Origin of the sequence: Maricaulis sp. MIT060901 (assembly GCF_047123815.1) — a bacterium.
Lineage (GTDB): Bacteria > Pseudomonadota > Alphaproteobacteria > Caulobacterales > Maricaulaceae > Maricaulis.
On sequence record NZ_CP138920.1, the window covers coordinates 1,845,305 to 1,867,345 of the forward strand.

Sequence of the window (22,041 nt, forward strand, 5' to 3'; positions counted from 1 at the left end):
GACCTGATGGTTCAAGAAGGTAGGTGTGCAGGGCTGCGTCATACGTTGTGCCCAAGACCTGTTCGACAACGACCGCACTCAACATGGCACCGACATTTGAGTAGGCGTATCGCTCGCCAGGCTCGCTGGTCAGGTCGAGACACGCCACATAGTCCGCGAATGCAGCGTTCCGGGCCTCTCGTGAGACACCGCGCCCCGCAAAATCTGCAAGCGATTGTGTCTGGGTGAAAATGCCGGGAAGGCCGGCGCCGTGCGCGATCAGATGGCGCAGAGTGATGCCGCTTGTTCCGAACGCGTCGAGATAGGTGCCGATTGGCACGCCCAGATCCAGTCTGCTCAGCTCTGTAAGGCGCAGGATCAGTGCGGCATTATAGGCTTTGGAAATTGACCCCAGCATGTAGTGGGTGTCAGCAGTGTTGGTGATCTGCCAGTCTTCAACGGCGAGCCCGTAACTCTGTTCGAATATCACCTCGCCGTGGCATTCAATGCGAACATTTCCTCGAAAGGCATCGGCTTCGGCAAAGGGCTGAATGGCTGCGCTCAGGCGTGCGGTGTCGACCTGGTCGCAATGGGGCGCGGACGCCTGCGCCAGCGTAATGGCGAGTGCGGTGGCTATGAACATTCCGATAGGTCCCTCCAGGCCCGAGCGTGAGCAGGGTGGAAGGCGTGCGCTCTCCGGGAGGGTTCATGCAGATGACGATTGCGTCACGCCGGAACGACGCATTGCTACATTTGCATTTCTGCAAGGCACTCGCGATCCGATATGCATAAGCCATAACTTTATATTGCAATGCAGCAATGTAGAACGCGCCACTGGCGAAACCGGGGTTTCCCAGCGACGAGTCGCCGAAACGGGACTCGCGCACAATCAGAGGCATCAAGGTTTGTCCGAACGGGATCGCGTCTTCGCGAACACTTTTCTGCTGGCTGTGCTCGGCGCACTTTTGCTGGCTGTACATTCCGCTGTTCGGAGCGGCCTGATCATCGCCCAGTTCCTTGTAGCCAAGCTTGGTGAGTTCATGGGGGTGAATATCAGCGCGGCCTATCTGACGATCGGCCCGGCCCCGATGCTGCTGACGCTATTACTGACGGTGCTGCGGGCGACTCTGCTGATCCAGGTTCTGCGCCGCAGCCTCCAGGCTTTGCCGCTGCAGGCGCTGATTGTGATTGTGCATTCCTGCCTGTTTATCAATCTCGCCTTCGAGACGACCTATGACTTCGCCATCGGGTACATCTTTATCGGCCTTGAGGTTTGTCTGCTCTATCCCTTGTGGATGATGCGGCGACCAATCAGACAGGCCTTTGCCGAATAGAAAAAGCCGCCCCGAAAGGAGCGGCTTTTCTTTTGCGATCTGTTCGCCGGCCTAGGCAGCCAGTGCAGCCTGCATGGCTTCGAACTTGACCACCAGAGCTTCAGCGTGCTCGCGCTCTTCATCGGATTTGGCAGCGGAGATGTCCTCGCGGGCATCGGCCAGATCCTGAGCCAGCTTGTCGGCGTCGATCTCGGACAGCGGAATGGCTTCCTCTGCCAGGATGGTTAGGCCAGCCGGCGTCACCTCGGCGAAACCGCCGTGGATGAAGGTCTTCTCGGTCTCATTTCCGTTCATGACGGTGATCGCACCGGGGCGGATCACGGACATAAAGGGGGCGTGCTCCGGCAGAACGCCGAAATCGCCCTCTTCGCCCGGAACGACAACCTGGTCGACGTCACCGGCAAACAGGCGGCGCTCCGGAGAGACGAGATCGAAATGGAGTTTGTCAGCCATCTTGGCTTCCTCCGCTCAAGGGAGACGGAGACTGCTTACGCAGCCTCTGCCGCCATTTTCTCTGCCTTCTTGATAGCGTCTTCGATCGTACCGACCATGTAGAACGCCTGCTCCGGCAGGTGATCGTATTCACCGTTACAGATGGCCTGGAAGCCCTTCACGGTGTCAGCAACCGGCACCTGGATGCCCGGGAAGCCGGTGAAAACTTCAGCCACGTCGAACGGCTGGGACAGGAAGCGCTCAACCTTACGCGCACGCGCAACGGTCAGTTTGTCTTCCTCGGACAGCTCGTCCATGCCCAGGATCGCGATGATGTCCTGGAGAGCTTTGTAGCGCTGCAGGATTTCCTGAACCTGACGCGCGGTGTTGTAGTGCTCTTCACCGACGATGCGCGGCTCGAGGATACGAGACGTGGAGTCAAGCGGGTCAACGGCCGGGTAGATACCCTTTTCCGAGATCGCACGGTTCAGAACCGTCGTGGCGTCGAGGTGGGCGAAGGTCGTGGCCGGAGCCGGGTCAGTCAGGTCATCCGCCGGAACGTAAACGGCCTGAACCGAGGTGATGGAACCCTTGGTCGTGGAGGTAATACGCTCCTGCAGGGCACCCATGTCGGTGGCCAGTGTCGGCTGATAACCCACGGCAGACGGGATACGGCCGAGCAGGGCCGAAACCTCGGAGCCCGCCTGGGTGAAGCGGAAGATGTTGTCGACGAAGAAGAGCACGTCCTTGCCCTCTTCATCGCGGAAGTATTCCGCCTGTGCCAGACCGGACAGCGCCACACGTGCACGCGCTCCCGGCGGCTCGTTCATCTGGCCGAAGACCAGGGCGCAACGGGAACCTTCGGTGTTGCCGTCGTTTTCTTGCGGGTCCTTGTTCACGCCGGACTCGATCATCTCCCAGTACAGGTCGTTACCCTCACGGGTACGCTCACCAACACCGGCGAAGACAGAGTAACCACCGAACAGCTTGGCGATGTTGTTGATCAGTTCCTGGATGAGAACCGTCTTGCCAACGCCGGCGCCGCCGAACAGGCCGATCTTGCCGCCCTTTGCGTACGGGCAGAGCAGGTCAACGACCTTGATGCCCGTCGGCAGGATTTCAGCTTCCGTTGCCTGTTCGTCAAAGGACGGGGCAGCGCGGTGGATCGGAGCTTTCTGGGTGTGGGCAACATCGCCGGCTTCGTCGATCGCTTCGCCGGTGACGTTCATGATGCGGCCGAGCGTACCCGGGCCAACCGGAACCATGATCGGCTCGCCGGTGTCGGTTACTTCGGTACCACGCTGGAGACCTTCAGTGGCGTCCATGGCGATGGTACGGACCGTGTTCTCACCGAGGTGCTGAGAGACCTCGAGAACAAGCTTCTTGCCATCATTGGTGGTTTCAAGGGCGTTGAGGATGTCCGGCAGACCGCCTTCGAATTCAACGTCCACAACAGCGCCGGTAATCTGGGCGACGCGGCCTTTAAGAGTGCTCATTTCGAATTCCTCTCGACTAGAGAGCCTCGGCGCCGGAGATGATTTCGGTCAACTCCGTGGTGATCTGCGCCTGACGTGTACGGTTGTAGATAATGTTCAGCTTGTCGATCAGCTCGCCAGCATTACGCGTTGCGTTATCCATGGCGGCCATTTTCGATCCCATTTCGCCGGCAACATTCTCAAGCAGGGACGAGAGAATGACGGTGTCGACATAACGCGGCAGCAGGACGTTGAGGATGCTCTCCTCGTCCGGCTCTGCGTCATAGACGGCACCAGCCAGGTCCGGACGCTCGACGCCTTCGTCGATGGCATCCTTGGCCGGGATCAAGACTTTCGCGCGCGGCTTCTGGGAGATGACCGAGACGAATTCCGACGAGATCAGCTCGCAGGTATCGAACTCACCGGCCTCGAACATGTGGCGGATCTTGTCGCCGATCATGATCGCGGTGGAACCGGTGATGGTCTTCTCGCCAGACAGTTCGATCGAGTCGACAATGTAGGAGCCAAACAGACGCTTGAGTTGCTCAGCGCCCTTCTTGCCCACGCACATGATCTTGATCGACTTGCCTTCAGCCTTGAGCGCTTGAACACGCTCGCGGGCTTTCTTGACGATATTGGTGTTGAAGCCGCCGCACAGACCGCGATCGGCGGTCATGACGACGAGCAAACGGGTGTCGTCCGCGCCCGTGCCCACCAGGAGCGGTGAGGCTCCCGGAGTGCCGGACATGGTGGTCGAGAGATTGGCCATTACGCTGCCCATACGCTCGGCGTAGGGACGCGCAGACTCTGCCGCTTCCTGCGCACGGCGCAGTTTTGCGGCAGCGACCATCTGCATCGCCTTGGTGATCTTCTGCGTTGATTTAACGCTGTCGATCCGTGTTTTCAGGTCCTTAAGGCTCGCCATAAGGCTCTCCTAGCAGTCGTTCTGTCCAGTTACGCGACGAAGTTCTTCGTGAACGTGTCCAGAACGCCCTTCAGCTTGCCTTCGCTGTCGTCAGACAGCTTCTTCTCGGTGCGGATCGCGGTGAGAAGGTCAGCATGGTCAGCGTGCAGGTGACGCAGCAGGTCGCCTTCGTAACGCAGCACGTCGGAAACCGGCAGCTTGTCGAGATAACCACGCGTACCCGCGTAGATCACACAAACTTGCTCTTCCATGGCCAGCGGCGAGAACTGCGGCTGCTTGAGCAGCTCGGTCAGGCGCTGACCGCGGTTCAGCAGCTGCTGGGTTGCGGCGTCGAGGTCGGAACCGAACTGGGCAAAGGCCGCCATCTCGCGGTACTGGGCCAGCTCACCCTTCATGGAGCCTGCAACCTGCTTCATGGCCTTCGTCTGGGCGGAGGAACCAACGCGGGATACGGACAGACCGACGTTCACGGCCGGGCGGATGCCCTGGTAGAACAGGTCGGTTTCCAGGAAGATCTGACCGTCGGTAATGGAGATCACGTTGGTCGGGATGTAGGCGGAAACGTCGTTGGCCTGGGTTTCGATGATCGGCAGGGCCGTCATGGAACCGGAACCATTATCTTCGTTCAGCTTGGCAGCACGCTCGAGCAGGCGGGAGTGCAGGTAGAAGACGTCACCCGGATAGGCTTCGCGGCCCGGCGGGCGGCGCAGCAGCAGGGACATCTGGCGGTAAGCAACAGCCTGCTTGGACAGATCATCATAAACGATCAGCGCGTGCATGCCGTTGTCACGGAAGTATTCGCCCATCGCAGATGCGGTGAACGGAGCCAGGAACTGCATCGGAGCCGGGTCGGACGCCGTAGCAGCAACAACGATGGTGTAATCCATCGCGCCGTTTTCCTCGAGCGTCTTCACGATCTGGGCGACCGTGGAACGCTTCTGACCAACAGCGACGTAGATACAGTAGAGCTTGGCGCTCTCGTCATCGCCCTGGTTGATGGCTTTCTGGTTCAGGATGGTGTCGATCGCGATCGCGGTCTTGCCGGTCTGACGGTCACCAATGATCAGCTCGCGCTGGCCACGGCCGACCGGGATCATGGCGTCGATGGCCTTGATGCCCGTCGCCATCGGCTCGTGTACGGATTTACGCGGGATAATGCCCGGCGCTTTCACGTCAACACGGCGACGTTCGGCAACATCCGTCAGCGGACCCTTGCCGTCGATCGGCTCGCCGAGACCGTCACAGACGCGGCCCAGCAGGCCCTTGCCAACAGACGTGTCGACGATGGAGCCGAGACGCTTGACGGTGTCGCCCTCTTTAATGCCACGGTCATCACCGAAGATAACGCAACCGACATTGTCGCGCTCAAGGTTCAGGGCCATGCCCTTGATGCCGCCCGGGAACTCAACGAGCTCACCAGCCTTAACCTCATCGAGGCCGTAGACGCGTGCAATACCGTCACCGACGGAAAGTACGCTACCGACGTCCGAAACCTGAGCTTCGGCACCGTAATTCTTGATCTGATCCTTGAGGATCGCAGAGATTTCTGCTGCCCGGATGTCCATGGACCTACGCCTCTTTCATCGCATTCTTCATCCCGTCCAGCTTGGTGCGGAGGGAGCTGTCGAACATGCGGGAACCGACCTTAACGATCAGTCCGCCGAGTAATTCAGGACGCACTTCAGTGCGAACTTCTACGTCGCGCCCGAGAGCGCTTTTCAGCGAAGCCTGGAGGGCTTCGGTCTGCTTCTTGGTCAGCGCTGCGGCAGTCGCCACATCAGCTGACAGAACGCCACGGTCCGCAGCGGCCAGTGCAGCGTAGGCCGAAGCCATCGCGCCCAGCTCGCCGGCGCGGCCATTGTCAGCCGCGACGCCGAATGCGTTCTTTGTCAATTCATGGAATTTGGCCTTGCCCGCCATAGCGGACAGCACGCCTGCCTTCTCTTCTGCAGAGTACAGGGGAGAGGCAAGAACCTCTGCCAATTCGGACGACTCGCCCAGGGCTGCACGGAAAGCTGACAGGTCAGCTTCGACCGCTTCCGCAGCGCCGGAGGTCTTGGCCAGCTCAAACAGCGCGGTCGCATAGCGGCCCGCAGCGTTTGCTGTATTGGCGTCTTCGCCGGTGTTCACCGTGACGTCGCTCTCTATCCGGATGAGTGCCTTGAAATCGTCTGATCGACGAAAGCACATCAATTTCAACAAGTTATCGAACCAGGCGTATTGTGTTGCACCGCACGCTTATTCGGTTCGGGCGTGCGATAGCACAGGCATGGTCACGCAGCAAGCCGAAGACTCCTACCGATTCAGCAGACGTGATCTTGAGCGTCGGCGAATTCGCGGCAAAACTCCGTGTGATGAAGGTCGATATAGGCATAATCGGTCTGGGGGCCATGGGCAGCGCGGCGGCGTGGTCATTGAGCTTGCGAGGCGCCACGGTTCTGGGCGTTGACCAGCACCCGCTCGGACATGCGCTGGGCTCGTCGCACGGCAAGACGCGGATCATTCGGTCCGTGTATTCCGAGGGCAATATCTATGACGCGCTGGTGGAAGAGGCTTATGCCGGTTGGGACCGTCTCGAACGGGAGTTCGGCCAGGCTTTCTTCCGCAAGACCGGCGGGCTGGACATTTCCGTGCGCGAGGACGGTATCTTCCAGGACGCGCTTGCTGCGGCCGAGGCCAGCGGCAAGGAATACGAGGTGCTCGAAGGCCTGGCGATCGAACAGCGTTTTCCGGCGCTGGAGCTGAACGGGCGTGCTCGTGCCGTCTACAACGCCGATGCCGGTCTGCTCGACAGTGATGATGCCACGGCCTGGATGCGCGTAGAGGCAGGCCGGCTTGGAGCGGATTTGCGCGGTGAAACGCCGGTGTCTGGCTGGCAGCGTGTTGCCGGCGGCTTCCGTCTCGTTACAGGCGATGAAGAGACAACGTGCCGCAAACTGATTATTGCGGCCGGTGCGTGGTGCGGTGAGCTGGTTCCGGCTCTCAGGCCCGTCCTGGTGCCGGAGCGCCAAGTCATCGCCTGGTATCGCGCGGACGGCCCCGCCTATGAACGTCTGCCCATCTTCCAGCTGGAGACCGATACGGCCGAACGCTTCTATGTCTTTCCGCCGCATCGCGACCAGGGCCTGAAGGCGGGACTGTATAATCATCGCCGAGAGCGCGGTGCCGGCCATATCGCTCCCCGTGGCGTGGACGCAGAGGATCTGTCTCTGCTGGCCGCGGGCCTGTCAGATTGCCTGCCGGGGTTGGACCAGACTCCGCTGGAGGCAGCCGAGTGTCGCTTCACGCTGGCGCCGGGCGATCGTTTCATCATGGGGTGCATGCCCGACGACAATGATCTTGTCGTGCTCTCGCCATGTTCCGGGCATGGCTACAAATTCGTTCCGGCCATCGGCGAGATCGCGGCGGATCTCGTTCTGGAGCGGACGCCCACTGTGGATCTGTCTCCGTTCAGCGTGGAACGGGTGCTCTAGCTCGCCGGGAACAGCATCGGACCCAGGACCACGCCAATCGCCGTGATGATCAGGATTGCTGCCAGATTGATGCGGAAGCCGGCCTTGATCATCTGACCCTGGGTCACTGCACCCGACGCATAGACAATTGCATTGGGAGCTGTCGCGACGGGCAGCATGAAGGCGGTCGAGGCAGCAATAGCGACTGGCACGACCAGGTGCTCGGGCGGGATGCCGGCATTGACGGCCAGCACACCCAGCACAGGCAAGAAGGCCGTCGTGGTAGCCACATTCGACGTCAGCTCGGTCAGGAATACGACAACCGCGACCATGGCCAGCACCAGAAGCGGTGTTGGCCAGGCTTCCAGGAAGCCCATCTGGTTGCCGAGCCAGGCGGCCAGTCCGGTTGCAGACAGCGCGGCTGCCAGCGACAAGCCGCCACCAAACAGGATGATCACATTCCAGGGCAGGCGTGCGACGCCTTGCCAGTCCATCAGAGCCTTGCCCTTACCCTTTTCGCCACCGGCCGGGATAAGGAAGGCGGCGAGGGCGCCCATTACGGCGATCTGGGTATTGCCCAGCTGGATGCTGACCGGAAGGGAGAGGCTCTCGCTGATTGAGGCTAACAGGGGGTTCCAGCCAATTCCGCCGGGCAGGGAACGTCCCATCCACAGGATGGCGACCGTGCCGAACAGGGCGGCGACGCGAATTTCGGGTGCGGTCATCTTGCCCAGCTTGGCCAGCTCCGCTTCCAGGTGTTCACGAGCGGCCGAGCTGGCCCCACCGCCGCCGAGTTTGAAGACGAAGCGGGTGAGAATGAACCAGGCAGCCGGGATAACCAGGGCGACGGTGGGAATGCCGAACATCATCCACTGCGCGAAACCAATGGTGCGGCCGAACTCGTTCTCCAGATAGCCGATCCCGATCAGATTGGTCGGCGTTCCAACCGGGGTCGCCATGCCGCCGATCGACGCTGCATAGGCCACGCCCAGCGCCAGTGCTGTCGCGAAGGCCGGAGAGGAGGTGCCTTCCTCCTGAACTTCCTGCGCCACCTTGAGGGCGATCGGTATCATCATCAGCGTCGTCGCCGTGTTGGAGATCCACATGGACAGGAGGGCTGAAGCAACCATGAAGCCGCCGACCAGACCCACCGGGCTGCTGCCGAAGGTTCGCACGACGTTGAGTGCGATACGTGAGTGGAGGTTCCACTTCTCGATGGCCAGGGCGACGATGAACCCGCCCAGCAACAACATGACAATCGGGCTGGCATAGGGCGCGGTGGCTGCGCCTGTGGAGGTAATGCCAAACAATGGGAAGAGCGCGATGGGAACCAGCGCAGTCGCTGCGATGGGCAAGGCTTCCGTCGCCCACCAGCAAGCCATCATCAGGCCCAGCGAGGCGAGCAGCCAGGCCTCAGCCGTCAGTCCTTCCGGGCGTGGCAGCAATTGCAGGCCGATCGCCAGAGCGAGACCCGTGAACAGACCAATGCGTTGCGCTGTACTTCCCACGAAGCGCCTCCCCGCGTTTCAGTGAGATTAAAAAGACGCGTGTGTTACGCGTTCGGGTCCTCGGAGGAACCGGCGCGCACAAAGCGGCGGTCGCAATAGGGACACTCGACAAAATCACTTTCGCCCATCTCCAGGAAAACCTTGGGATGGCCGAGGGCGCCGCCGCCGCCATCACAGGCGATACGGTGGTCTTCGGTCGCGATGATTTCGGACGGTGGAATGGATTTGGCAGCATCAGCCATGCACAGGCCCTCATGGACAGGACGAAAATCGATGCCTAACTATGGCGCTTGACCCATCCTCGTCAATTCCGAGCCGACATGTCCGACACTTCCAGCCTGCCCGAATACGCCATAGAGGCGATTGATCTGAAAAAGACCTATGGCGGAACCAAGAAGGCGCCCCCCAAGGAAGCGCTCAAGGGTGTCGACCTGAAAGTGCGCCGCGGATCCATCTTCGGCCTGCTCGGCCCGAATGGCGCGGGCAAGTCCACCTTCATCAATATCTTTGCCGGCCTGGTCAAAAAATCCTCGGGCACGGCACGGACCTGGGACATCGATATCGATCAGGACAGCCGTGCAGCGCGCGCAGCGATCGGCGTTGTTCCCCAGGAAATCAACATGGACGTGTTTTTCACGCCCTATGAGACGCTGGAACTGATGGCGGGCTTCTACGGCGTGCCGAAAGCAGAGCGCCGCACCGAGGAATTGCTCGAGGCCGTCGGCCTCTCCGACAAACGCAATGCCTATGTTCGACAGCTTTCCGGTGGCATGAAGCGGCGACTGCTCGTCGCCAAGGCCATGGTTCACGCCCCGCCGGTGCTGGTGCTGGACGAGCCCACTGCGGGTGTCGATATCGAGCTGCGCCGCCAGCTCTGGGATTATGTGCGGGAACTGCATGCGCGTGGCACGACCATCGTGTTGACCACGCATTACCTGGAAGAGGCCCAGGAGCTTTGCGACGAGATCGCCATTGTTGACCAGGGCCAGGTCGTGGCCTGTGAGCCCAAGGAGCAATTGCTCCAGCGCATGGACAGGAAGACACTTGTTATCGAGCCCGCCGAGGCCTTGTCAGCCGTGCCGGCGGAGCTGGCCGAATTCGACGCCGAGATCCGCGATGACGGGGCGCTGGCCATTTCCTATCGACGAGGCCAGCAATCGGTTGCCGAGATGATCGAGAAATTCCGTGCGTCTGGCGGCCGCATTGATGACCTGCGCACAGAAGAGCCCGACCTGGAAGATGTCTTCCTGGCGCTCACCTATAATCGAGAAGAGGCCTGATCGTTCGAGTGCGCCTCAGTTTTTGGTGGCTTGATTTTGCGCCCCATCCAGTCGGCGGTCATCCACAACGTAATGCACATGGCGATCTGCCAAGCAATGATGCCCGCGAAGCCCGGCTCTTGCTCCCACGTGCGACCGAGGATCAATAGCGAGGTAACGACTCCCGTGAATATGGACATCAGGCGTGCACCGGTCCGATTTAGTTTCCAGAAGGCATTCATGGCTGACCTCGTGCCGAGCCATCCATTTTCCTTCGCAACTCGCTTGCGTGCAATAGCAATCCGGGCGGGAATATGGGCCGATCAGTCCCGTTACTTGTGCCCGATTTCCGGCACAGTTTCAGCGCAATCTTCTGCTCGTCCGAGATGTATGACGAGCAAGGGAGGAAATCGCGATGGGTAGGACGTTCAAGAGATTCTTTTCACTCCTGGTGGCAGCACCGCTCTTTGTGTCATTGACCTGGTTTTTCGGCATTTACATGCAGCCCCAGGGATCGACCGGAGCAGGCTTTGCCGGAATCCTCATATTCATCTCCGCCATCGCTTCCATCATCGTCTACAGCTGGCTGATGCGGCCCGGACCCAAGGTCCGTTTCCGCAATCGCGGTGTCGACGGCTTCGACAAGGACTGGGGGATAGGCCTCACAGGACTTTCCCAGAAACAGGGGCGAAGACGCAGGGATGATGATGCTGACCCGGACGATCTGGGCGGACGACGATCAAGCGGCGACATGGATGATGCCGACGGTCTCGGCGATGAAGGCCTGGTAGGCTGATCAGGGCCATACGGGGGCTGCAACAACAGCGGCCCCCGACGATTGCACCGACCTGCGGCATGCGTTATGGCTGCAGCCACACGCACCCATAGCTCAGCTGGATAGAGCGCTGCCCTCCGAAGGCAGAGGTCAGAGGTTCGAATCCTCTTGGGTGCGCCATTTTCTTTTCAGTTGTATGTCATATGCCGGGCGCGCGAATGCCGCTTGGCGCTCGCCGTCACCTGCAGTGGTCACAGTCATCAGCAGTCTGATCGAGTTCGAAATCCTCGCGATGATCCCTGTTGGCTTGTGATATTCGTCGCTGTCGAATTTCTATATTCGTCATAAGATGCTGAAAATGCGTTATAAATTTGTTTCGATAAAATTCGAACGACAGAACTAACCGCGTTGAAAGCTGGGTTTGCTAGCCTGCTCCCATAACAAACAAAGTCCCGACGGGAGGAGATGATGCGTGCGGAGTTTCACAAGCGAGTTTTAGGATTGTCACTGGCCCTAGCGGCGTTTGCAGCACCTGCTGCGTTCGCGGTGCAGGAACAGCCAGAGCGGGAAGCGGTGCGGGTCAGCGCGCCGGACTACCCGCGAGCAGCGGAGCGCAGGGGCGTCGAGGGTTATGTGATCATCGCCTATTCGATTGACCCGTCCGGCGATGTGGTCGACGCCACTGTGGCCGAAGCCGAGCCCGCAGGCGTGTTTGATCGCGCAGCACTAAGAGCTGTGGCTTCCTGGCGTTTCAGTGAAGCTGACGTCCAGACCGAAGGGCACCAGACACAGCTGAATTTCCAGCTCAACTGACATTGCTCCCCCCCTTGGCAATGGGCAAGCGACCCGCGTCCTCCCCGGCGCGGGTCGTTTTCCGTTTGTGGCGGGCTATTCCGCGGGTGCGAAGAGCAGAGCGATCTCATGCAGGTCAAGCATGACGACATTTCCGCCCAGCCTGTTGGTGGCAGCGAAACTCGCGACGAGGTCGTATTCGGGATAGACGAAGAGTAAGGCATGCCCGCCGGCGGCGGTTCCACCATGGAACCAGATCGGCGTTTCCGGCAGATAAGGTGTGTTCTCGCGACCGCACTCATTTTCAGCCCAACGCGCTACGCTCTCCATCCAGCTTCGCCCGTCGAAAAAGCCATGGCCATACGCCGGACCCTGGTTGAGCCCGTCATCATAAACATCGGTGAGAAAGGCCGTGCTGCCCGCGGACACGAGCCGACCAGTACTAAGCGCCCAGCCAAACCGGACCAGGTCTTCAGATGTCTACAAGAATCCGCCACCCCCGAACTTGCGGCTTGCATTGATGGACGGGTCCCAATCGACGGTCGCGAACCAGTCGTCCTCCGGATCATTCGGATCGGGCGCGACATAGAAGGTGGCCGTATCAAAACCGCTGACCTCGCGGCCTTCGATCGCGGTGGCCGTCATCCCCGCCGGTGTGAAAACCAGGTCTTGCATGGCTTTCTCATAGAGCTGGCCATAGGCAGCCTCGATGACCACGCTGAGCAAGACATAGCCAAATGTGGAATAGGCCATCGCCGTTCCGGGCTCGTTGTCGAGGGGGTCGTTGATGAAGTCTTCCAGGGCGTCGGTCGGGCTCGCACAGTCGCGATGGCTGACGCTGATCCATTCACCCTGTCGATAATGCCGGATGCCGCTGCGGTGGCCCATCAGCTGGCGCGCGGTGATTCCGTGCACGTGGTCCGGCAAGTCCGACAGATAGGTTTCGACCCGCGTGTCGAGATCAAGTCTCTCCAACTCCACTAACCGCATGGCCGCTGTCGCCGTCATGGCCTTGGCGATGGAATAGACACGATACCGGGTTTGTGGTGTTGCAGGAGCCTGGCTCTCCAGGTCCATCAGGCCGCGGTCCCGATTTGCGCCTGTCCGGACCGTTTGCGGCGACTGTCTATCTCAACGGGCGCCGGGTTGGGTCGGAAGGCGACGCCGCGATTGACGGACTTGAGGGCGAGGCGCTCATCGATTCCTCCCACGATCTGAGTTCGGCAAGGGCGGGCACTAATGAGTTGATGATCCTGGTCTCATCCTCGAAGGCAGGGTTGCACGGGCATCGCCTGTTGCAGGATCTCGCCCTGACCCCGGAACTGCGTCCCGACGCCCGCCAGGCGGGATATTACTGGGCGGGTATTTCCCTGATTGGTCTTTTGATCCTGATTGTGCTGGGCTTTGCTCACGAGCTGATGCGCAATGGCGTGCGTTGGCACACGGGCTGGATGCTGGTCGCGGCGGTGTCGTTGGCGCTTGCCCTTTCCGCCGAGATCAGCCGGGCGATCATCAACTACCCCTACGTATTCCACCTGCCGCGCATGTTTGTGCTCAGCCTGGGCACGCTCTCGGCAGTGCTGACCTGGTGGATCGCGCAACGCAGGGAGGCTGGCTGGCGGGTGCCTGCCGCGATGCTGGGGAGTGCTGGCATGCTGGTGCTGGTCGGGATGGTGCTCGGGATAAACCCGGATACGGTCACCCTTATCGGCCTGGCGCTGATTGCCTTGCTCATCGCCGGTGAAATGATTGTACGAGCCGGACTGCGTTCGGCGCTGATCGATCCGGTGATGGCAGTGCTACTGGCGACAGCAATAATCGCGATCTGGTCTCCCTGGGCATTCCTCGACAATACGGTGTTTCTGGTCCTCGGTCTCGTTCTGATGGTTGAATTAGTTGGTGTTTTCCAACCCGGTACGGCTACCGAAACTGCACCGGTTGCTGTGACAACCTGTCTCCAGACGGAGAGTGGCGAGAAGGCCTTTATCCTCGCGGAGGTCGTCGCGATTCATGCCGCCGGAAACTATGCCGAGTTCGAGATGGAGGATGGCCAGCGGCAACTCACGCGTGGCGCATTCAACAAGCTGATGGAGCAGCTGGCGCCAAGCTTCATGCGGGTGCACCGCTCTCACATCGTCAATATGGACTATGCGACTCGCCTGCAGGTGCGGCCGAGCAGCCGGTATTCACTATTCCTCGGGCAGAGACGGGAAATCCCCGTCAGTCGCAGCCTGGCCGGTGCTGTGCGCGAACGCCTGAAAGACGCCGAGGACTAGCCGGCGAGGCACCACAGCCCGGTGCAGACGCCGAACATGAGCTGCATGGCCAGGTCAAGAAGGCCGGTGAACAGGAGCACCGGAACCCCGACATAGAGGATCAGCAGGATGACGGCCATCGGGGTCAGGCGCGGCGGCGCGATGCGATGACCCATCACGGCTTCGGGGCGACGGCTGAACATGCATTGTGCTCCATGGCGAGGCGTGGATAGTGGGATCAGGCAGTGATTCTGGTTAACCAATCGATGCAGATCTCCACCGACATCTCCCGTGACCAGTGGGATAAGGCCTTGGCGGAAACACCGGCCTCCCTGCAACAGGACTGGAGCTATGGAGACGCGTTGGCGTCCGTTGGTGCGAACGTCGTGCGCGTGGTCATCGAGGATGATGCCGGCCAGCTCGCACTCGCCCAGTTCACGACCCGCAAGATTGGTATGATGGTCAATGTCGGCCTGTGTTCGCGCGGGCCGGTCTGGCTGCGAGAGGTCTCCACCGAGCAGCGCAGGCAGGTGCATCGGGCCCTGAAATCGGCGCTGGGCCTTGGCTGGCCGCGCGTGACCCTCCAGACACCGGATGATGTGGATCCGCCCGGTGGCGCGCGGCGTGTCGTCTCGGGTTATTCCACGGTGATGCTGGACCTCACCCAATCGCTGGCGGATTTACGGGCCGGGTTTGACGGCAAATGGCGCAATAGACTGGTCGCCGCTGAGAAGTCAGCGCTGAAAGTCCAGCAGAACGGGACCAAGCCAGCGCAATATATCTGGCTGCTAGAGACCGAAGAGGGGCAGCGCAAGGACCGCGGCTACACCGCTACCCCGGCAGCTCTGGTACCCGAATTCGTCAAGGCCAAGGGGGATCGCGACAGCCTGCTCATCCTGCGTGGTGATCTTGGCAAACAGAAGGCTGCGGCCATGCTGTTCCTGATCCATGGCTGTGCCGCGACTTATCATATCGGCTGGAACAGCGAGGAAGGCCGCAAGCTGGGCGCTCACAACCTTTTGCTCTGGCAGGCGCTGGACGTTCTCAAGCAGCGCGGCGTGAAACGGCTCGACCTCGGCGGCGTAGAGACGTTGAAGAGCGCGGGTCGGGCTCGTTTCAAACTGGGTACGGGTGGTCAGCTGATCACCTATGCCGGCACATATTTCTAGGGGGCGTCATGCGCAGGTTTGTGGCCGGACTTGTTGTGTCGATGGTGGGCTTGTTCGCGGCATGTTCATCCGAGCCTGCGGCAGAGACCGGGGCCTTGCTGACCCTTTACGGCGATATCCAAGAGAGCAATCGGGGGCCGTTGGATCCCCTGACAGAGCCGCTTTTCAACTCGTTTGGTCTGGAAGTAGGCGAGGGGTTCGCTGTTTCGGCCGCCCAGCTGGCGCGTTTGCCTCAGCATATCGTGCGTACAGATTTTCCGGCGGGCAGCGAGATGCGGGAGTTTCGGGGGCCGCTGCTTCGTGATGTGATTGCGCTGGGAGTGCCCTCAGGTGAGCTGGCTGTGGTCACAGCGTTGGATGGTTACCAGCGCGAGATCGCGCTGGGGCGGATCCAGGCGCATGATGTGATCCTGGCCACGCAGATGAATGGCGAGCCCTTGCCAATGGGTGGCTTCGGACCCGCCATGCTGGTCTGGCCCCGCCAGTCAGATCCGGCACTTGCGGACATGTCGGATGATGACTGGCTGTGGGGCGTGATCGCGATCGAACTGCGTTAGTCTGTTTGCGGGTTGGCCATGACCCGGCCACGGATCATGTGCAGATCCAGCGAGATGACCCGGCCGCGACGATCTCGTTCGAACACCAGGCGCGCCATGTTGTCTCCCGGGAAAGCAAACCGGTCATCACCCAGCGCGATCAATTGGATCGGCGGATTGCCATCACGCTGATAAGTCAGCTGACCATCGTCCATGCGGGTCGAGCGGATGCCGAAAGTGCCGACATAGGCTTCCAGATCCGAGGCGCTGATTTCGATCGGCTCCATCTCCGCCTCGAGCATTTCCTGTCCCTACTCCAGTGAGCGGCGGGCGTTGTCGTCCTCCGTATCCTCGATGAGCTGGGGGTATAGAGACAGCAGGGCCTGGTTGAGCGCATGGTCTGATGCGACCTCGATATCCGGCGTCACACCGATACCTTCCCAGTTGGTGCCGGTGATCGGATTGCGTGCAGAGCCGGTGGAGATGAAAATCTCATAGCCCCGATCCGTCAGCCAGGTGCCGCCCGGATTGCCGGCACCATAGGTGCTTTCACCGATGATTGTACCGCGCTCCAGGGCCTGCAGGTGGTAGGGGAAGGCCTCGCCTGCCGAACCCGTTGCACCGCTGGTCAACACGATGACCGGAACATCCGGGCGGTGTCCCATCGGGTGGTGCGGGATCGACCACATCTGGTTCGGGTAGTCCAGGTCACGGGAAACGAAGGTGTTGATCAGCGTATCGCCGCCATCTTCCAGGAAGTGACTGATCAGGTATTGCACCATTGAAGGCGCTCCGCCGCGGTTCTCACGCAGGTCGAAAATGACCGCATTGGTGCCGGCAACAAAGCCGAGCGCGGCGTTGGCCGTGTCCATTCCGCCCTCGATCGGAGCGAACATGTCTATCTTGATGTAACCGATATTGCCATCGAGGATTTCCACACTGTCAAAGCCGAAATTCTGCTGGCGCAGGCCGGCAAAGCGGTCGCGCGGCGCGCGCTGGGGCTCATTATCGCGATTGGCACGGCGGGCTTCCGCGGCTTCCGCCGCAGCGATCGCTTCGCGAACCGCTTCCATGCCGCGATAGTTGACGGAGAAGTGGCGATCTTCTTCCAGCAGGAGCTGGGTGAGATGGGAGGACAGGCTTTCCGCGTCATCAAAATCGTCGAACGCACCGGAGCTGACCAGTTCTTTGAGCTGGCTTTCAATCGCTGCTGCGCGCGTTGCGTCGAAATATTCATCGCCAATCAGTTCCGCTATTTCACGCAAAGCCGCAGCGCGTTCGTCGGCAGAAATGTTAGTCTGGGCGAAGCCGGCCGACGCCAGCGCGAGGCTGGCCGTGCAGGCCAGCAATACTTTTTTGAACATGAAGGATCCCTTCCGAGCTAAGGTCGCCACAGCTGTAGGGTGCCGGACCGAACCGGTTTTCATCCTCGCAGTTACAATACGGTCATATATTCCGGTTCGTACTATTTGACCTGTCTCCCCTCTCGCGCGAAGTTTGTCCGTGCGATCCACCTGAACTGTCACGAAAACGCACAAAACGCTTTGAGCGTGCGCCCTGACTTCCTATGGTGCGCGCCAAGTGAAATTGTGTCCTGGGAGGGGACGAGTTCCATGTACGAAACAATTGTGGGCGGCATCGAGACGTTCAGTGACTTCCTCTGGGGGGGTAACTGGGGCGATCAGACGATTCTGCCGGTCGGCCCGATTACCATTCTTCTGCTTGGTACCGGCCTTTATCTCATGGTTGGTCTGCGCTTCATGCCGATCCGCCAGCTGCCGCGCGCTTTCCGCTCGCTGTTCGCAAGCTCCGACAAGAAAGAAGACGGCGCGATCTCTCCGTTCCAGGCCCTTGCAACGGCCCTGTCGGGACAGGTCGGCACGGGTAACCTGGCTGGTGTCGCCACCGCGATCACGCTGGGTGGTCCGGCCGCGATCTTCTGGATGTGGGTTACCGCCATGGTCGGTATGGCGTCGGCCTATTCGGAATCCATGCTGGCTGTTCGCTATCGCGAGCACCCGAAGGACGGCAAGTCCTCCGTCGCCGGCGGCCCGATGTATTACATCAAGAACGGTCTCGGAAAATGGTGGATGTGGCTGGCCGTGCTGTTCGCAGCCGGTACGCTTTTCTCCGCTGTTGCGACCGGCAACATGATCCAGTCCAACTCGCTGACGAATGGTATCGTGGGTGCGCTTGGTAATGCGGACATCCTCGATCCCAACAGCATCACCTCCAAGATGATTGTTGGTGCTGTGATCGCGGGTCTGACCTTCATCGTCATTCTCGGTGGTATTAAATCCATCGGTACGGTCGCGGGGCGCGTCGTTCCGCTGATGGCGATCACCTATGTCATCGTTGCCATCGTGACGCTGGTCATGAACGCCAATGAGATCCCGGCTGCATTCGGTCTGATCTTTGGTGGCCTGTTCGAGCCGGCTGCCGCGGCGGGCGGTTTCCTGGGAGCCTCTCTCTCTGCAGGTATTCGTTTCGGTGTTGAGCGTGGTCTTTTCTCCAACGAGGCCGGTCAGGGTTCTGCCCCGATCGCGCACGCTGCCGCGCAGACGAAAGACCCGGTTCAGCAGGGCAAGATCGCCATGGTCGGTACCTTCCTGGACACCATGGTTATCTGTACGATGACGGCCCTGGTCATCCTGACGGTTACCGGCGACTTTGTTTACAACGAGGCGGGTGAAACGATCGGCTATGCATGGCTGGCTGGCCTCGAGGGCATCCAGGTCACGCAGGCCTCCTACCAGGCGGCCTTCCCGTTCGGTGACTGGTATATCGCCATTATCCTGGCCTTCTTTGCCTTCACCACCATTCTGGGCTGGTCCTATTATGGTGAGCGTGCGATCGCCTTCCTGGGTGGCGAGGGGCTTGTTGTCCCGTTCCGCCTGGTCTGGGTTGCCATGGTCTTTGTTGGTTCCTTCCAGCAGGTCGACGTGATCTGGCGTCTGGGCGGTATTGCCAACGCGGCGATGGCAGCTCCGAACCTGATCGCCCTGATCTTCCTGTCCGGCATGGTCTTCAAGATCACCAAGGAACATGATGGCAAGATCGTCGCGGGTGGCCTGGATGTTGATTATGACGCCAGCGCTCACGTTGATGACGCACCGGAGGCTGAAGCCGAAGGTGAGAACAAGCCTAAATAATCTCGGCGACGAGAGACATGAAAAGCCCCGCCTGACCGGCGGGGCTTTTTATTTGCGCGGGGCCAGGAGGCGAATGGCCAGGAAGCCGAGTGCAATGCCGACCACGTCAGCGACAAAATCCGCAACGGATGCTGTGCGACCGACAAAATCCATCGATTGCACGAATTCGATGCCCAGCCCGTAAAGCGCCAGCAGACCACCCAGAAGCCATCGGCTGAGGGTTGGCCAGGCCAATCGTGACAGCATGGCCAGCGTGAGAAACGCGGCGATATGTTCAACCTTGTCGCTGCCCAGAACACTAGCGGGCGTCGCGTAGCTAGGCTGCAGCGCCAGATCGGTGATCAGCGCCGTTGTGGTCAAAAACATGACACGACCCGCCCATCGCAGTCCCATATCTGGACGCCGGGCCGAAGTATTCTTAGGTTCCGCTGACATTCTTCAGGACAGGCTTTCCATGACCCAGTTGCTCAATGATATCGACCGTCTGCTGACCCCGCGTACCGATTGGACCCGCGAGGAGGCTGCCGAAATCTATCGCGCGCCGTTTAACGACCTCATCTTTGCGGCGCAATCTGTGCACAGAAAATGCCATCCGGCCAACCAGGTCCAGACCAGCCAGCTCCTGTCGATCAAGACCGGCGGCTGTGCCGAGGATTGTGGCTACTGCAACCAGTCCGCTCATTTCGATACTGGGCTGAAAGCCTCCAAGTTGATGCCTGTCGACGAGGTTCTGGACGCAGCGCAGAAAGCCAAGGACGGCGGCGCGACCCGGTTCTGTATGGGTGCCGCCTGGCGCGAGCTGAAGTCCCGCGATGAAGATGCGATCTGCGAGATGATCTCCGGCGTCAAGGCGCTGGGCATGGAAACCTGTGTCACGCTGGGCATGCTGGAAGACGAACAGGCGAAAAAACTGCGTGACGCCGGGCTGGATTATTACAATCACAACATCGACACCGCGCCGGAAGATTATGGCCGGGTGATCTCGACGCGCACCTACCAGGACCGCCTCGATACGCTGGATCGTGTTCGTGGCGCCGGCATTCATGTCTGCACGGGCGGTATCATTGGCATGGGCGAACCGGAAACGGCGCGTATCGGCCTGATCGCCGAGCTGGCCAATATGGATCCGCACCCGGAAAGTGTTCCGATCAATCACCTGGTGGCTGTCGAGAATACGCCGCTGGGTGACAGCAAGCCGCTGGACGGGATCGATTTCGTTCGCACGATCGCCACGGCGCGGATCATGATGCCGAAATCCATGGTGCGCCTGTCGGCGGGGCGCGAGGGCATGAGCCGCGAAACCCAGGCGCTGTGTTTCCTGGCCGGCGCCAATTCCATCTTCGTTGGCGAGGAACTCCTGACCACGCCGAACCCGGAAAAACACGAGGATTTCGACCTGTTCAAGACGCTGGGCATCGAACCGATGACCATGCCGGCGGAATAAGAGGTGGATATGAAAAAGCTTGGCGCAGAAGCTGTTGTCGCAAAACTCTCCAGCTGGTCGGTCGTTGAGGGGCGGGATGCGATCCGCAAGGTCTTTGAGTTTTCCGATTTCAACGAGGCCTGGGGGTTCATGAGCCGCGTCGCGGTCAAGGCCGAGCAGATGAACCACCATCCTGAATGGTTCAATGTCTGGAACAAGGTCGATGTGACGCTGGCCACGCATGATGCAGGCGGCGTCACCGAGCTCGATCTGACCCTCGCCGGCTTCATGGACGAGATCGCCTAGGGCGACCTAGTCAGAATGGATGATGATCATGCCCAGGAGGACGTCCGCGCCTTCCTGGCCAAGGGTCATGTTCGTGGCTTCCTGGAGCAGGTCAGCGATGCGGTCGGCATCGGGAACCTCGCCGAACCGATAATACGAGCCCGTATACAGCGTCAGCGCGGAAACATAGGCATTGCGCAGGCGCGGCATATACCGTTCGACCCGGCGACGCAGACGCGGGTCGTCAATCTCGAGCCCGGCTTCGATCTGCAACAGGCCCTGCGATCGGAAATTCGATTGCACAGCCGCCATCAGCGGAGGCAGGGGCATGTAAGTCGAGGACGATGTCAGATTCCTGTGACGGCCATCACTGTCAGAGGATGATGCCCCTTCGGAGGGCGGCGGCGCAGCCGCATGGGCTGCCGGCGCACCGGACAGGGCAATGACACAACCTGCAAGCAGGCTGAAACGCGCGATCTTGGACACGAAACTGGACATGTCCACGGTCTAGCACGCAGACGTAAAGGAAGCGTTTTTCGCGCCCAGGCTTATTGAATCGCGTTTATGACGAGTTGCGTGTCGCGCTGGGCCATTCGCTCGTCGTGCTCGTCTTCGCTCAGCTGTGTCATGGCGCATAGCAGATACCAGACACCATCGCTGGCCCGGACCGGCGTGTTCACCGAGCGCCAGCAATAGGTCTGTCCATCTATCGTTGCCTTCCACACGGCGTCTACCGAGCGGACCTGGCCGGAGAATGCACCACAGGCAAGGATTTCGCGAACGAGGCGATGCCCGTCTGGTGAAGCCTCCCGACGGACTTCCAGGCCTTCCTGGGCGCCGGCGAATTGAGGGTGATCGCGGAAGCCATTGGACAGGGCGACATAACGCACATTGTCTTCAGTCGGCTGGATAACGCAGCTGATCTGCGGGCTGACACGGACGCTGGACAAGACGAAGTCCAGCACGTCGCGATGGGAGCGGTCCGACATCAGGGCGCGGATCCGGTTTTCCAGACCCGGCTTGGGTTCGGTGCGACCGGCTTCCAGGCGCGAGACATAAGCCTGCGAAATCTTGAGCAGGTCCGCGAGTGCTTCCTGTTTCAGTCCCGTGCGAGAACGAAAGGCCCGAAGTTCGGAACTCCAATTCATGTGCAACCCCAAATTATCACCCAAAGCGGAGCAGCTTAGTCCGCGGCGGACAGCATACAAGCTGCGCCCGGCTCCATCTGCTGAATATCTTATGCAAACAATGGGTTGCATTATCGCACCTTATGTTCAGGGCGCTCGGAAG

27 protein-coding genes, 1 tRNA gene and 1 pseudogene are annotated in these 22,041 nt (G+C 60.3%); 12 read left to right on the forward strand and 17 right to left on the reverse strand.

Annotation, left to right across the window (positions count from 1 at the left end):
* Positions 1 to 4: 4 nt before the first annotated feature.
* A pseudogene (locus SIC17_RS09075) lies at positions 5 to 622 on the reverse strand (serine hydrolase domain-containing protein); the annotation flags it as partial.
* On the opposite strand from SIC17_RS09075, the gene SIC17_RS09080 reads away from it, so the two are divergent.
* A complete protein-coding gene (locus SIC17_RS09080; protein WP_412545154.1) occupies positions 531 to 1,313 on the forward strand; it encodes a hypothetical protein in 783 nt (260 codons plus the stop codon). The pseudogene SIC17_RS09075 and the gene SIC17_RS09080 overlap by 92 nt on opposite strands.
* 51 nt (positions 1,314 to 1,364) lie before the next feature.
* Here the strand turns inward: SIC17_RS09080 and SIC17_RS09085 are convergent, their stop codons facing one another.
* Genes SIC17_RS09085 through SIC17_RS09105 form a run of 5 tightly spaced genes read right to left on the reverse strand, consistent with a single transcriptional unit; the run spans position 1,365 to position 6,335 of the window.
* Complete coding sequence (locus tag SIC17_RS09085) at positions 1,365 to 1,766, reverse strand: F0F1 ATP synthase subunit epsilon (RefSeq protein ID WP_291891131.1); 402 nt, start codon at positions 1,764 to 1,766, stop codon at positions 1,365 to 1,367.
* 35 nt (positions 1,767 to 1,801) lie between these two features.
* Positions 1,802 to 3,241, reverse strand: coding sequence for a F0F1 ATP synthase subunit beta (gene atpD, locus SIC17_RS09090; protein ID WP_291891132.1), 1,440 nt, complete (start codon positions 3,239 to 3,241; stop codon positions 1,802 to 1,804).
* Positions 3,242 to 3,257: 16 nt separating this feature from the next.
* Entirely contained in the window at positions 3,258 to 4,145 is an 888-nt protein-coding gene (locus SIC17_RS09095) for a F0F1 ATP synthase subunit gamma (RefSeq protein ID WP_291901786.1), read from the reverse strand.
* Between the two features lie 29 nt (positions 4,146 to 4,174).
* The gene (gene atpA, locus SIC17_RS09100) at positions 4,175 to 5,710 is read right to left on the reverse strand and encodes a F0F1 ATP synthase subunit alpha (protein WP_291891134.1); all 1,536 of its coding nucleotides are present in this window, start codon (positions 5,708 to 5,710) and stop codon (positions 4,175 to 4,177) included.
* Positions 5,711 to 5,714: 4 nt separating this feature from the next.
* Positions 5,715 to 6,335, reverse strand: coding sequence for a F0F1 ATP synthase subunit delta (locus SIC17_RS09105; protein WP_291893143.1), 621 nt, complete (start codon positions 6,333 to 6,335; stop codon positions 5,715 to 5,717).
* A gap of 122 nt (positions 6,336 to 6,457) precedes the next feature.
* On the opposite strand from SIC17_RS09105, the gene solA reads away from it, so the two are divergent.
* Positions 6,458 to 7,618: an N-methyl-L-tryptophan oxidase gene (gene solA / locus SIC17_RS09110; protein WP_412545155.1), complete on the forward strand. Its 1,161-nt coding sequence runs from the start codon at positions 6,458 to 6,460 to the stop codon at positions 7,616 to 7,618.
* Here the strand turns inward: solA and SIC17_RS09115 are convergent.
* Entirely contained in the window at positions 7,615 to 9,105 is a 1,491-nt protein-coding gene (locus SIC17_RS09115) for an SLC13 family permease (RefSeq protein ID WP_412545156.1), read from the reverse strand. The genes solA and SIC17_RS09115 overlap by 4 nt on opposite strands.
* A gap of 44 nt (positions 9,106 to 9,149) precedes the next feature.
* Positions 9,150 to 9,347, reverse strand: a complete 198-nt coding sequence (locus tag SIC17_RS09120) for a zinc-finger domain-containing protein (RefSeq protein WP_412545157.1) — start codon at positions 9,345 to 9,347, stop codon at positions 9,150 to 9,152.
* A gap of 78 nt (positions 9,348 to 9,425) precedes the next feature.
* On the opposite strand from SIC17_RS09120, the gene SIC17_RS09125 reads away from it, so the two are divergent.
* Positions 9,426 to 10,385, forward strand: a complete 960-nt coding sequence (locus SIC17_RS09125) for an ABC transporter ATP-binding protein (RefSeq protein ID WP_291891138.1) — start codon at positions 9,426 to 9,428, stop codon at positions 10,383 to 10,385.
* Here SIC17_RS09125 and SIC17_RS09130 read toward each other — a convergent pair.
* On the reverse strand, positions 10,364 to 10,606 hold the full coding sequence (locus tag SIC17_RS09130; RefSeq protein WP_412545158.1) for a hypothetical protein: 243 nt from the start codon (positions 10,604 to 10,606) through the stop codon (positions 10,364 to 10,366). The genes SIC17_RS09125 and SIC17_RS09130 overlap by 22 nt on opposite strands.
* Before the next feature lie 173 nt (positions 10,607 to 10,779).
* On the opposite strand from SIC17_RS09130, the gene SIC17_RS09135 reads away from it, so the two are divergent.
* The 3 genes from SIC17_RS09135 to SIC17_RS09145 all read left to right on the forward strand — a co-directional run bounded on the left by SIC17_RS09135 (position 10,780) and on the right by SIC17_RS09145 (position 11,952).
* On the forward strand, positions 10,780 to 11,160 hold the full coding sequence (locus SIC17_RS09135; protein ID WP_291891140.1) for a hypothetical protein: 381 nt from the start codon (positions 10,780 to 10,782) through the stop codon (positions 11,158 to 11,160).
* A gap of 82 nt (positions 11,161 to 11,242) precedes the next feature.
* A tRNA-Arg gene (locus SIC17_RS09140) sits at positions 11,243 to 11,319 on the forward strand.
* A gap of 288 nt (positions 11,320 to 11,607) precedes the next feature.
* A complete protein-coding gene (locus tag SIC17_RS09145; RefSeq protein WP_291891141.1) occupies positions 11,608 to 11,952 on the forward strand; it encodes an energy transducer TonB in 345 nt (114 codons plus the stop codon).
* A gap of 75 nt (positions 11,953 to 12,027) precedes the next feature.
* Here SIC17_RS09145 and SIC17_RS09150 read toward each other — a convergent pair whose 3' ends face one another.
* Both SIC17_RS09150 and SIC17_RS09155 read right to left on the reverse strand, forming a co-directional pair.
* Positions 12,028 to 12,360 (reverse strand): hypothetical protein, encoded by a 333-nt coding sequence (locus tag SIC17_RS09150; protein WP_412545159.1) that lies wholly within the window; start codon positions 12,358 to 12,360, stop codon positions 12,028 to 12,030.
* A 51-nt stretch (positions 12,361 to 12,411) separates the two neighbouring features.
* Entirely contained in the window at positions 12,412 to 13,008 is a 597-nt protein-coding gene (locus tag SIC17_RS09155; protein WP_412545160.1) for a serine hydrolase domain-containing protein, read from the reverse strand.
* A 17-nt stretch (positions 13,009 to 13,025) separates the two neighbouring features.
* Here SIC17_RS09155 and SIC17_RS09160 point away from each other — a divergent pair, with 17 nt between their 5' ends.
* A complete protein-coding gene (locus tag SIC17_RS09160) occupies positions 13,026 to 14,207 on the forward strand; it encodes a LytTR family DNA-binding domain-containing protein (protein WP_412545161.1) in 1,182 nt (393 codons plus the stop codon).
* On the opposite strand, the gene SIC17_RS09165 is transcribed toward SIC17_RS09160, so the two are convergent.
* Positions 14,204 to 14,389, reverse strand: a complete 186-nt coding sequence (locus SIC17_RS09165) for a hypothetical protein (protein ID WP_291891145.1) — start codon at positions 14,387 to 14,389, stop codon at positions 14,204 to 14,206. The two genes, SIC17_RS09160 and SIC17_RS09165, sit on opposite strands and share 4 nt — an antisense overlap.
* A gap of 42 nt (positions 14,390 to 14,431) precedes the next feature.
* Here SIC17_RS09165 and SIC17_RS09170 point away from each other — a divergent pair, with 42 nt between their 5' ends.
* On the forward strand, positions 14,432 to 15,355 hold the full coding sequence (locus SIC17_RS09170; RefSeq protein ID WP_412545162.1) for a lipid II:glycine glycyltransferase FemX: 924 nt from the start codon (positions 14,432 to 14,434) through the stop codon (positions 15,353 to 15,355).
* Positions 15,356 to 15,363: 8 nt separating this feature from the next.
* Positions 15,364 to 15,912: a molybdopterin-dependent oxidoreductase gene (locus SIC17_RS09175; protein WP_412545163.1), complete on the forward strand. Its 549-nt coding sequence runs from the start codon at positions 15,364 to 15,366 to the stop codon at positions 15,910 to 15,912.
* Here the strand turns inward: SIC17_RS09175 and SIC17_RS09180 are convergent.
* A complete protein-coding gene (locus SIC17_RS09180) occupies positions 15,909 to 16,193 on the reverse strand; it encodes a hypothetical protein (RefSeq protein WP_412545164.1) in 285 nt (94 codons plus the stop codon). The genes SIC17_RS09175 and SIC17_RS09180 overlap by 4 nt on opposite strands.
* Before the next feature lie 9 nt (positions 16,194 to 16,202).
* On the reverse strand, positions 16,203 to 17,255 hold the full coding sequence (locus SIC17_RS09185) for a S41 family peptidase (protein WP_412545165.1): 1,053 nt from the start codon (positions 17,253 to 17,255) through the stop codon (positions 16,203 to 16,205).
* Positions 17,256 to 17,504: 249 nt separating this feature from the next.
* Here SIC17_RS09185 and SIC17_RS09190 point away from each other — a divergent pair, with 249 nt between their 5' ends.
* Positions 17,505 to 19,043: an alanine/glycine:cation symporter family protein gene (locus tag SIC17_RS09190; protein WP_412545166.1), complete on the forward strand. Its 1,539-nt coding sequence runs from the start codon at positions 17,505 to 17,507 to the stop codon at positions 19,041 to 19,043.
* Positions 19,044 to 19,091: 48 nt separating this feature from the next.
* Here SIC17_RS09190 and SIC17_RS09195 read toward each other — a convergent pair whose 3' ends face one another.
* Positions 19,092 to 19,409, reverse strand: a complete 318-nt coding sequence (locus SIC17_RS09195) for a VanZ family protein (RefSeq protein WP_291891155.1) — start codon at positions 19,407 to 19,409, stop codon at positions 19,092 to 19,094.
* 88 nt (positions 19,410 to 19,497) lie between these two features.
* Here SIC17_RS09195 and bioB point away from each other — a divergent pair, with 88 nt between their 5' ends.
* Positions 19,498 to 20,487: a biotin synthase BioB gene (bioB, locus tag SIC17_RS09200; protein WP_291891157.1), complete on the forward strand. Its 990-nt coding sequence runs from the start codon at positions 19,498 to 19,500 to the stop codon at positions 20,485 to 20,487.
* A 9-nt stretch (positions 20,488 to 20,496) separates the two neighbouring features.
* Complete coding sequence (locus SIC17_RS09205; RefSeq protein WP_291891159.1) at positions 20,497 to 20,772, forward strand: 4a-hydroxytetrahydrobiopterin dehydratase; 276 nt, start codon at positions 20,497 to 20,499, stop codon at positions 20,770 to 20,772.
* A gap of 6 nt (positions 20,773 to 20,778) precedes the next feature.
* Here SIC17_RS09205 and SIC17_RS09210 read toward each other — a convergent pair whose 3' ends face one another.
* A complete protein-coding gene (locus SIC17_RS09210; RefSeq protein ID WP_291891161.1) occupies positions 20,779 to 21,249 on the reverse strand; it encodes a hypothetical protein in 471 nt (156 codons plus the stop codon).
* 50 nt (positions 21,250 to 21,299) lie between these two features.
* Complete coding sequence (locus tag SIC17_RS09215; protein ID WP_291891163.1) at positions 21,300 to 21,899, reverse strand: helix-turn-helix domain-containing protein; 600 nt, start codon at positions 21,897 to 21,899, stop codon at positions 21,300 to 21,302.
* Positions 21,900 to 22,041: the final 142 nt, after the last annotated feature.

Excerpts from the sequence above, each read along its gene's own strand:
- SIC17_RS09105 (WP_291893143.1), bottom strand. The coding sequence starts at position 6,335 with ATGTGCTTTCGTCGATCAGACGATTTCAAGGCACTCATCCGGATAGAG.
- SIC17_RS09165 (WP_291891145.1), bottom strand. The coding sequence starts at position 14,389 with ATGTTCAGCCGTCGCCCCGAAGCCGTGATGGGTCATCGCATCGCGCCG.
- SIC17_RS09095 (WP_291901786.1), bottom strand. The coding sequence starts at position 4,145 with ATGGCGAGCCTTAAGGACCTGAAAACACGGATCGACAGCGTTAAATCA.
- SIC17_RS09190 (WP_412545166.1), top strand. The coding sequence starts at position 17,505 with ATGTACGAAACAATTGTGGGCGGCATCGAGACGTTCAGTGACTTCCTC.
- SIC17_RS09080 (WP_412545154.1), top strand. The coding sequence starts at position 531 with ATGGCTGCGCTCAGGCGTGCGGTGTCGACCTGGTCGCAATGGGGCGCG.
- SIC17_RS09135 (WP_291891140.1), top strand. The coding sequence starts at position 10,780 with ATGGGTAGGACGTTCAAGAGATTCTTTTCACTCCTGGTGGCAGCACCG.
- SIC17_RS09155 (WP_412545160.1), bottom strand. The coding sequence starts at position 13,008 with ATGGACCTGGAGAGCCAGGCTCCTGCAACACCACAAACCCGGTATCGT.
- SIC17_RS09185 (WP_412545165.1), bottom strand. The coding sequence starts at position 17,255 with ATGTTCAAAAAAGTATTGCTGGCCTGCACGGCCAGCCTCGCGCTGGCG.
- SIC17_RS09145 (WP_291891141.1), top strand. The coding sequence starts at position 11,608 with ATGCGTGCGGAGTTTCACAAGCGAGTTTTAGGATTGTCACTGGCCCTA.
- atpD (WP_291891132.1), bottom strand. The coding sequence starts at position 3,241 with ATGAGCACTCTTAAAGGCCGCGTCGCCCAGATTACCGGCGCTGTTGTG.
- SIC17_RS09210 (WP_291891161.1), bottom strand. The coding sequence starts at position 21,249 with ATGTCCAGTTTCGTGTCCAAGATCGCGCGTTTCAGCCTGCTTGCAGGT.
- bioB (WP_291891157.1), top strand. The coding sequence starts at position 19,498 with ATGACCCAGTTGCTCAATGATATCGACCGTCTGCTGACCCCGCGTACC.
- SIC17_RS09195 (WP_291891155.1), bottom strand. The coding sequence starts at position 19,409 with ATGTTTTTGACCACAACGGCGCTGATCACCGATCTGGCGCTGCAGCCT.
- SIC17_RS09125 (WP_291891138.1), top strand. The coding sequence starts at position 9,426 with ATGTCCGACACTTCCAGCCTGCCCGAATACGCCATAGAGGCGATTGAT.
- SIC17_RS09180 (WP_412545164.1), bottom strand. The coding sequence starts at position 16,193 with ATGCTCGAGGCGGAGATGGAGCCGATCGAAATCAGCGCCTCGGATCTG.
- SIC17_RS09175 (WP_412545163.1), top strand. The coding sequence starts at position 15,364 with ATGCGCAGGTTTGTGGCCGGACTTGTTGTGTCGATGGTGGGCTTGTTC.
- SIC17_RS09130 (WP_412545158.1), bottom strand. The coding sequence starts at position 10,606 with ATGAATGCCTTCTGGAAACTAAATCGGACCGGTGCACGCCTGATGTCC.
- SIC17_RS09215 (WP_291891163.1), bottom strand. The coding sequence starts at position 21,899 with ATGAATTGGAGTTCCGAACTTCGGGCCTTTCGTTCTCGCACGGGACTG.
- SIC17_RS09205 (WP_291891159.1), top strand. The coding sequence starts at position 20,497 with ATGAAAAAGCTTGGCGCAGAAGCTGTTGTCGCAAAACTCTCCAGCTGG.
- SIC17_RS09120 (WP_412545157.1), bottom strand. The coding sequence starts at position 9,347 with ATGGCTGATGCTGCCAAATCCATTCCACCGTCCGAAATCATCGCGACC.
- SIC17_RS09085 (WP_291891131.1), bottom strand. The coding sequence starts at position 1,766 with ATGGCTGACAAACTCCATTTCGATCTCGTCTCTCCGGAGCGCCGCCTG.
- atpA (WP_291891134.1), bottom strand. The coding sequence starts at position 5,710 with ATGGACATCCGGGCAGCAGAAATCTCTGCGATCCTCAAGGATCAGATC.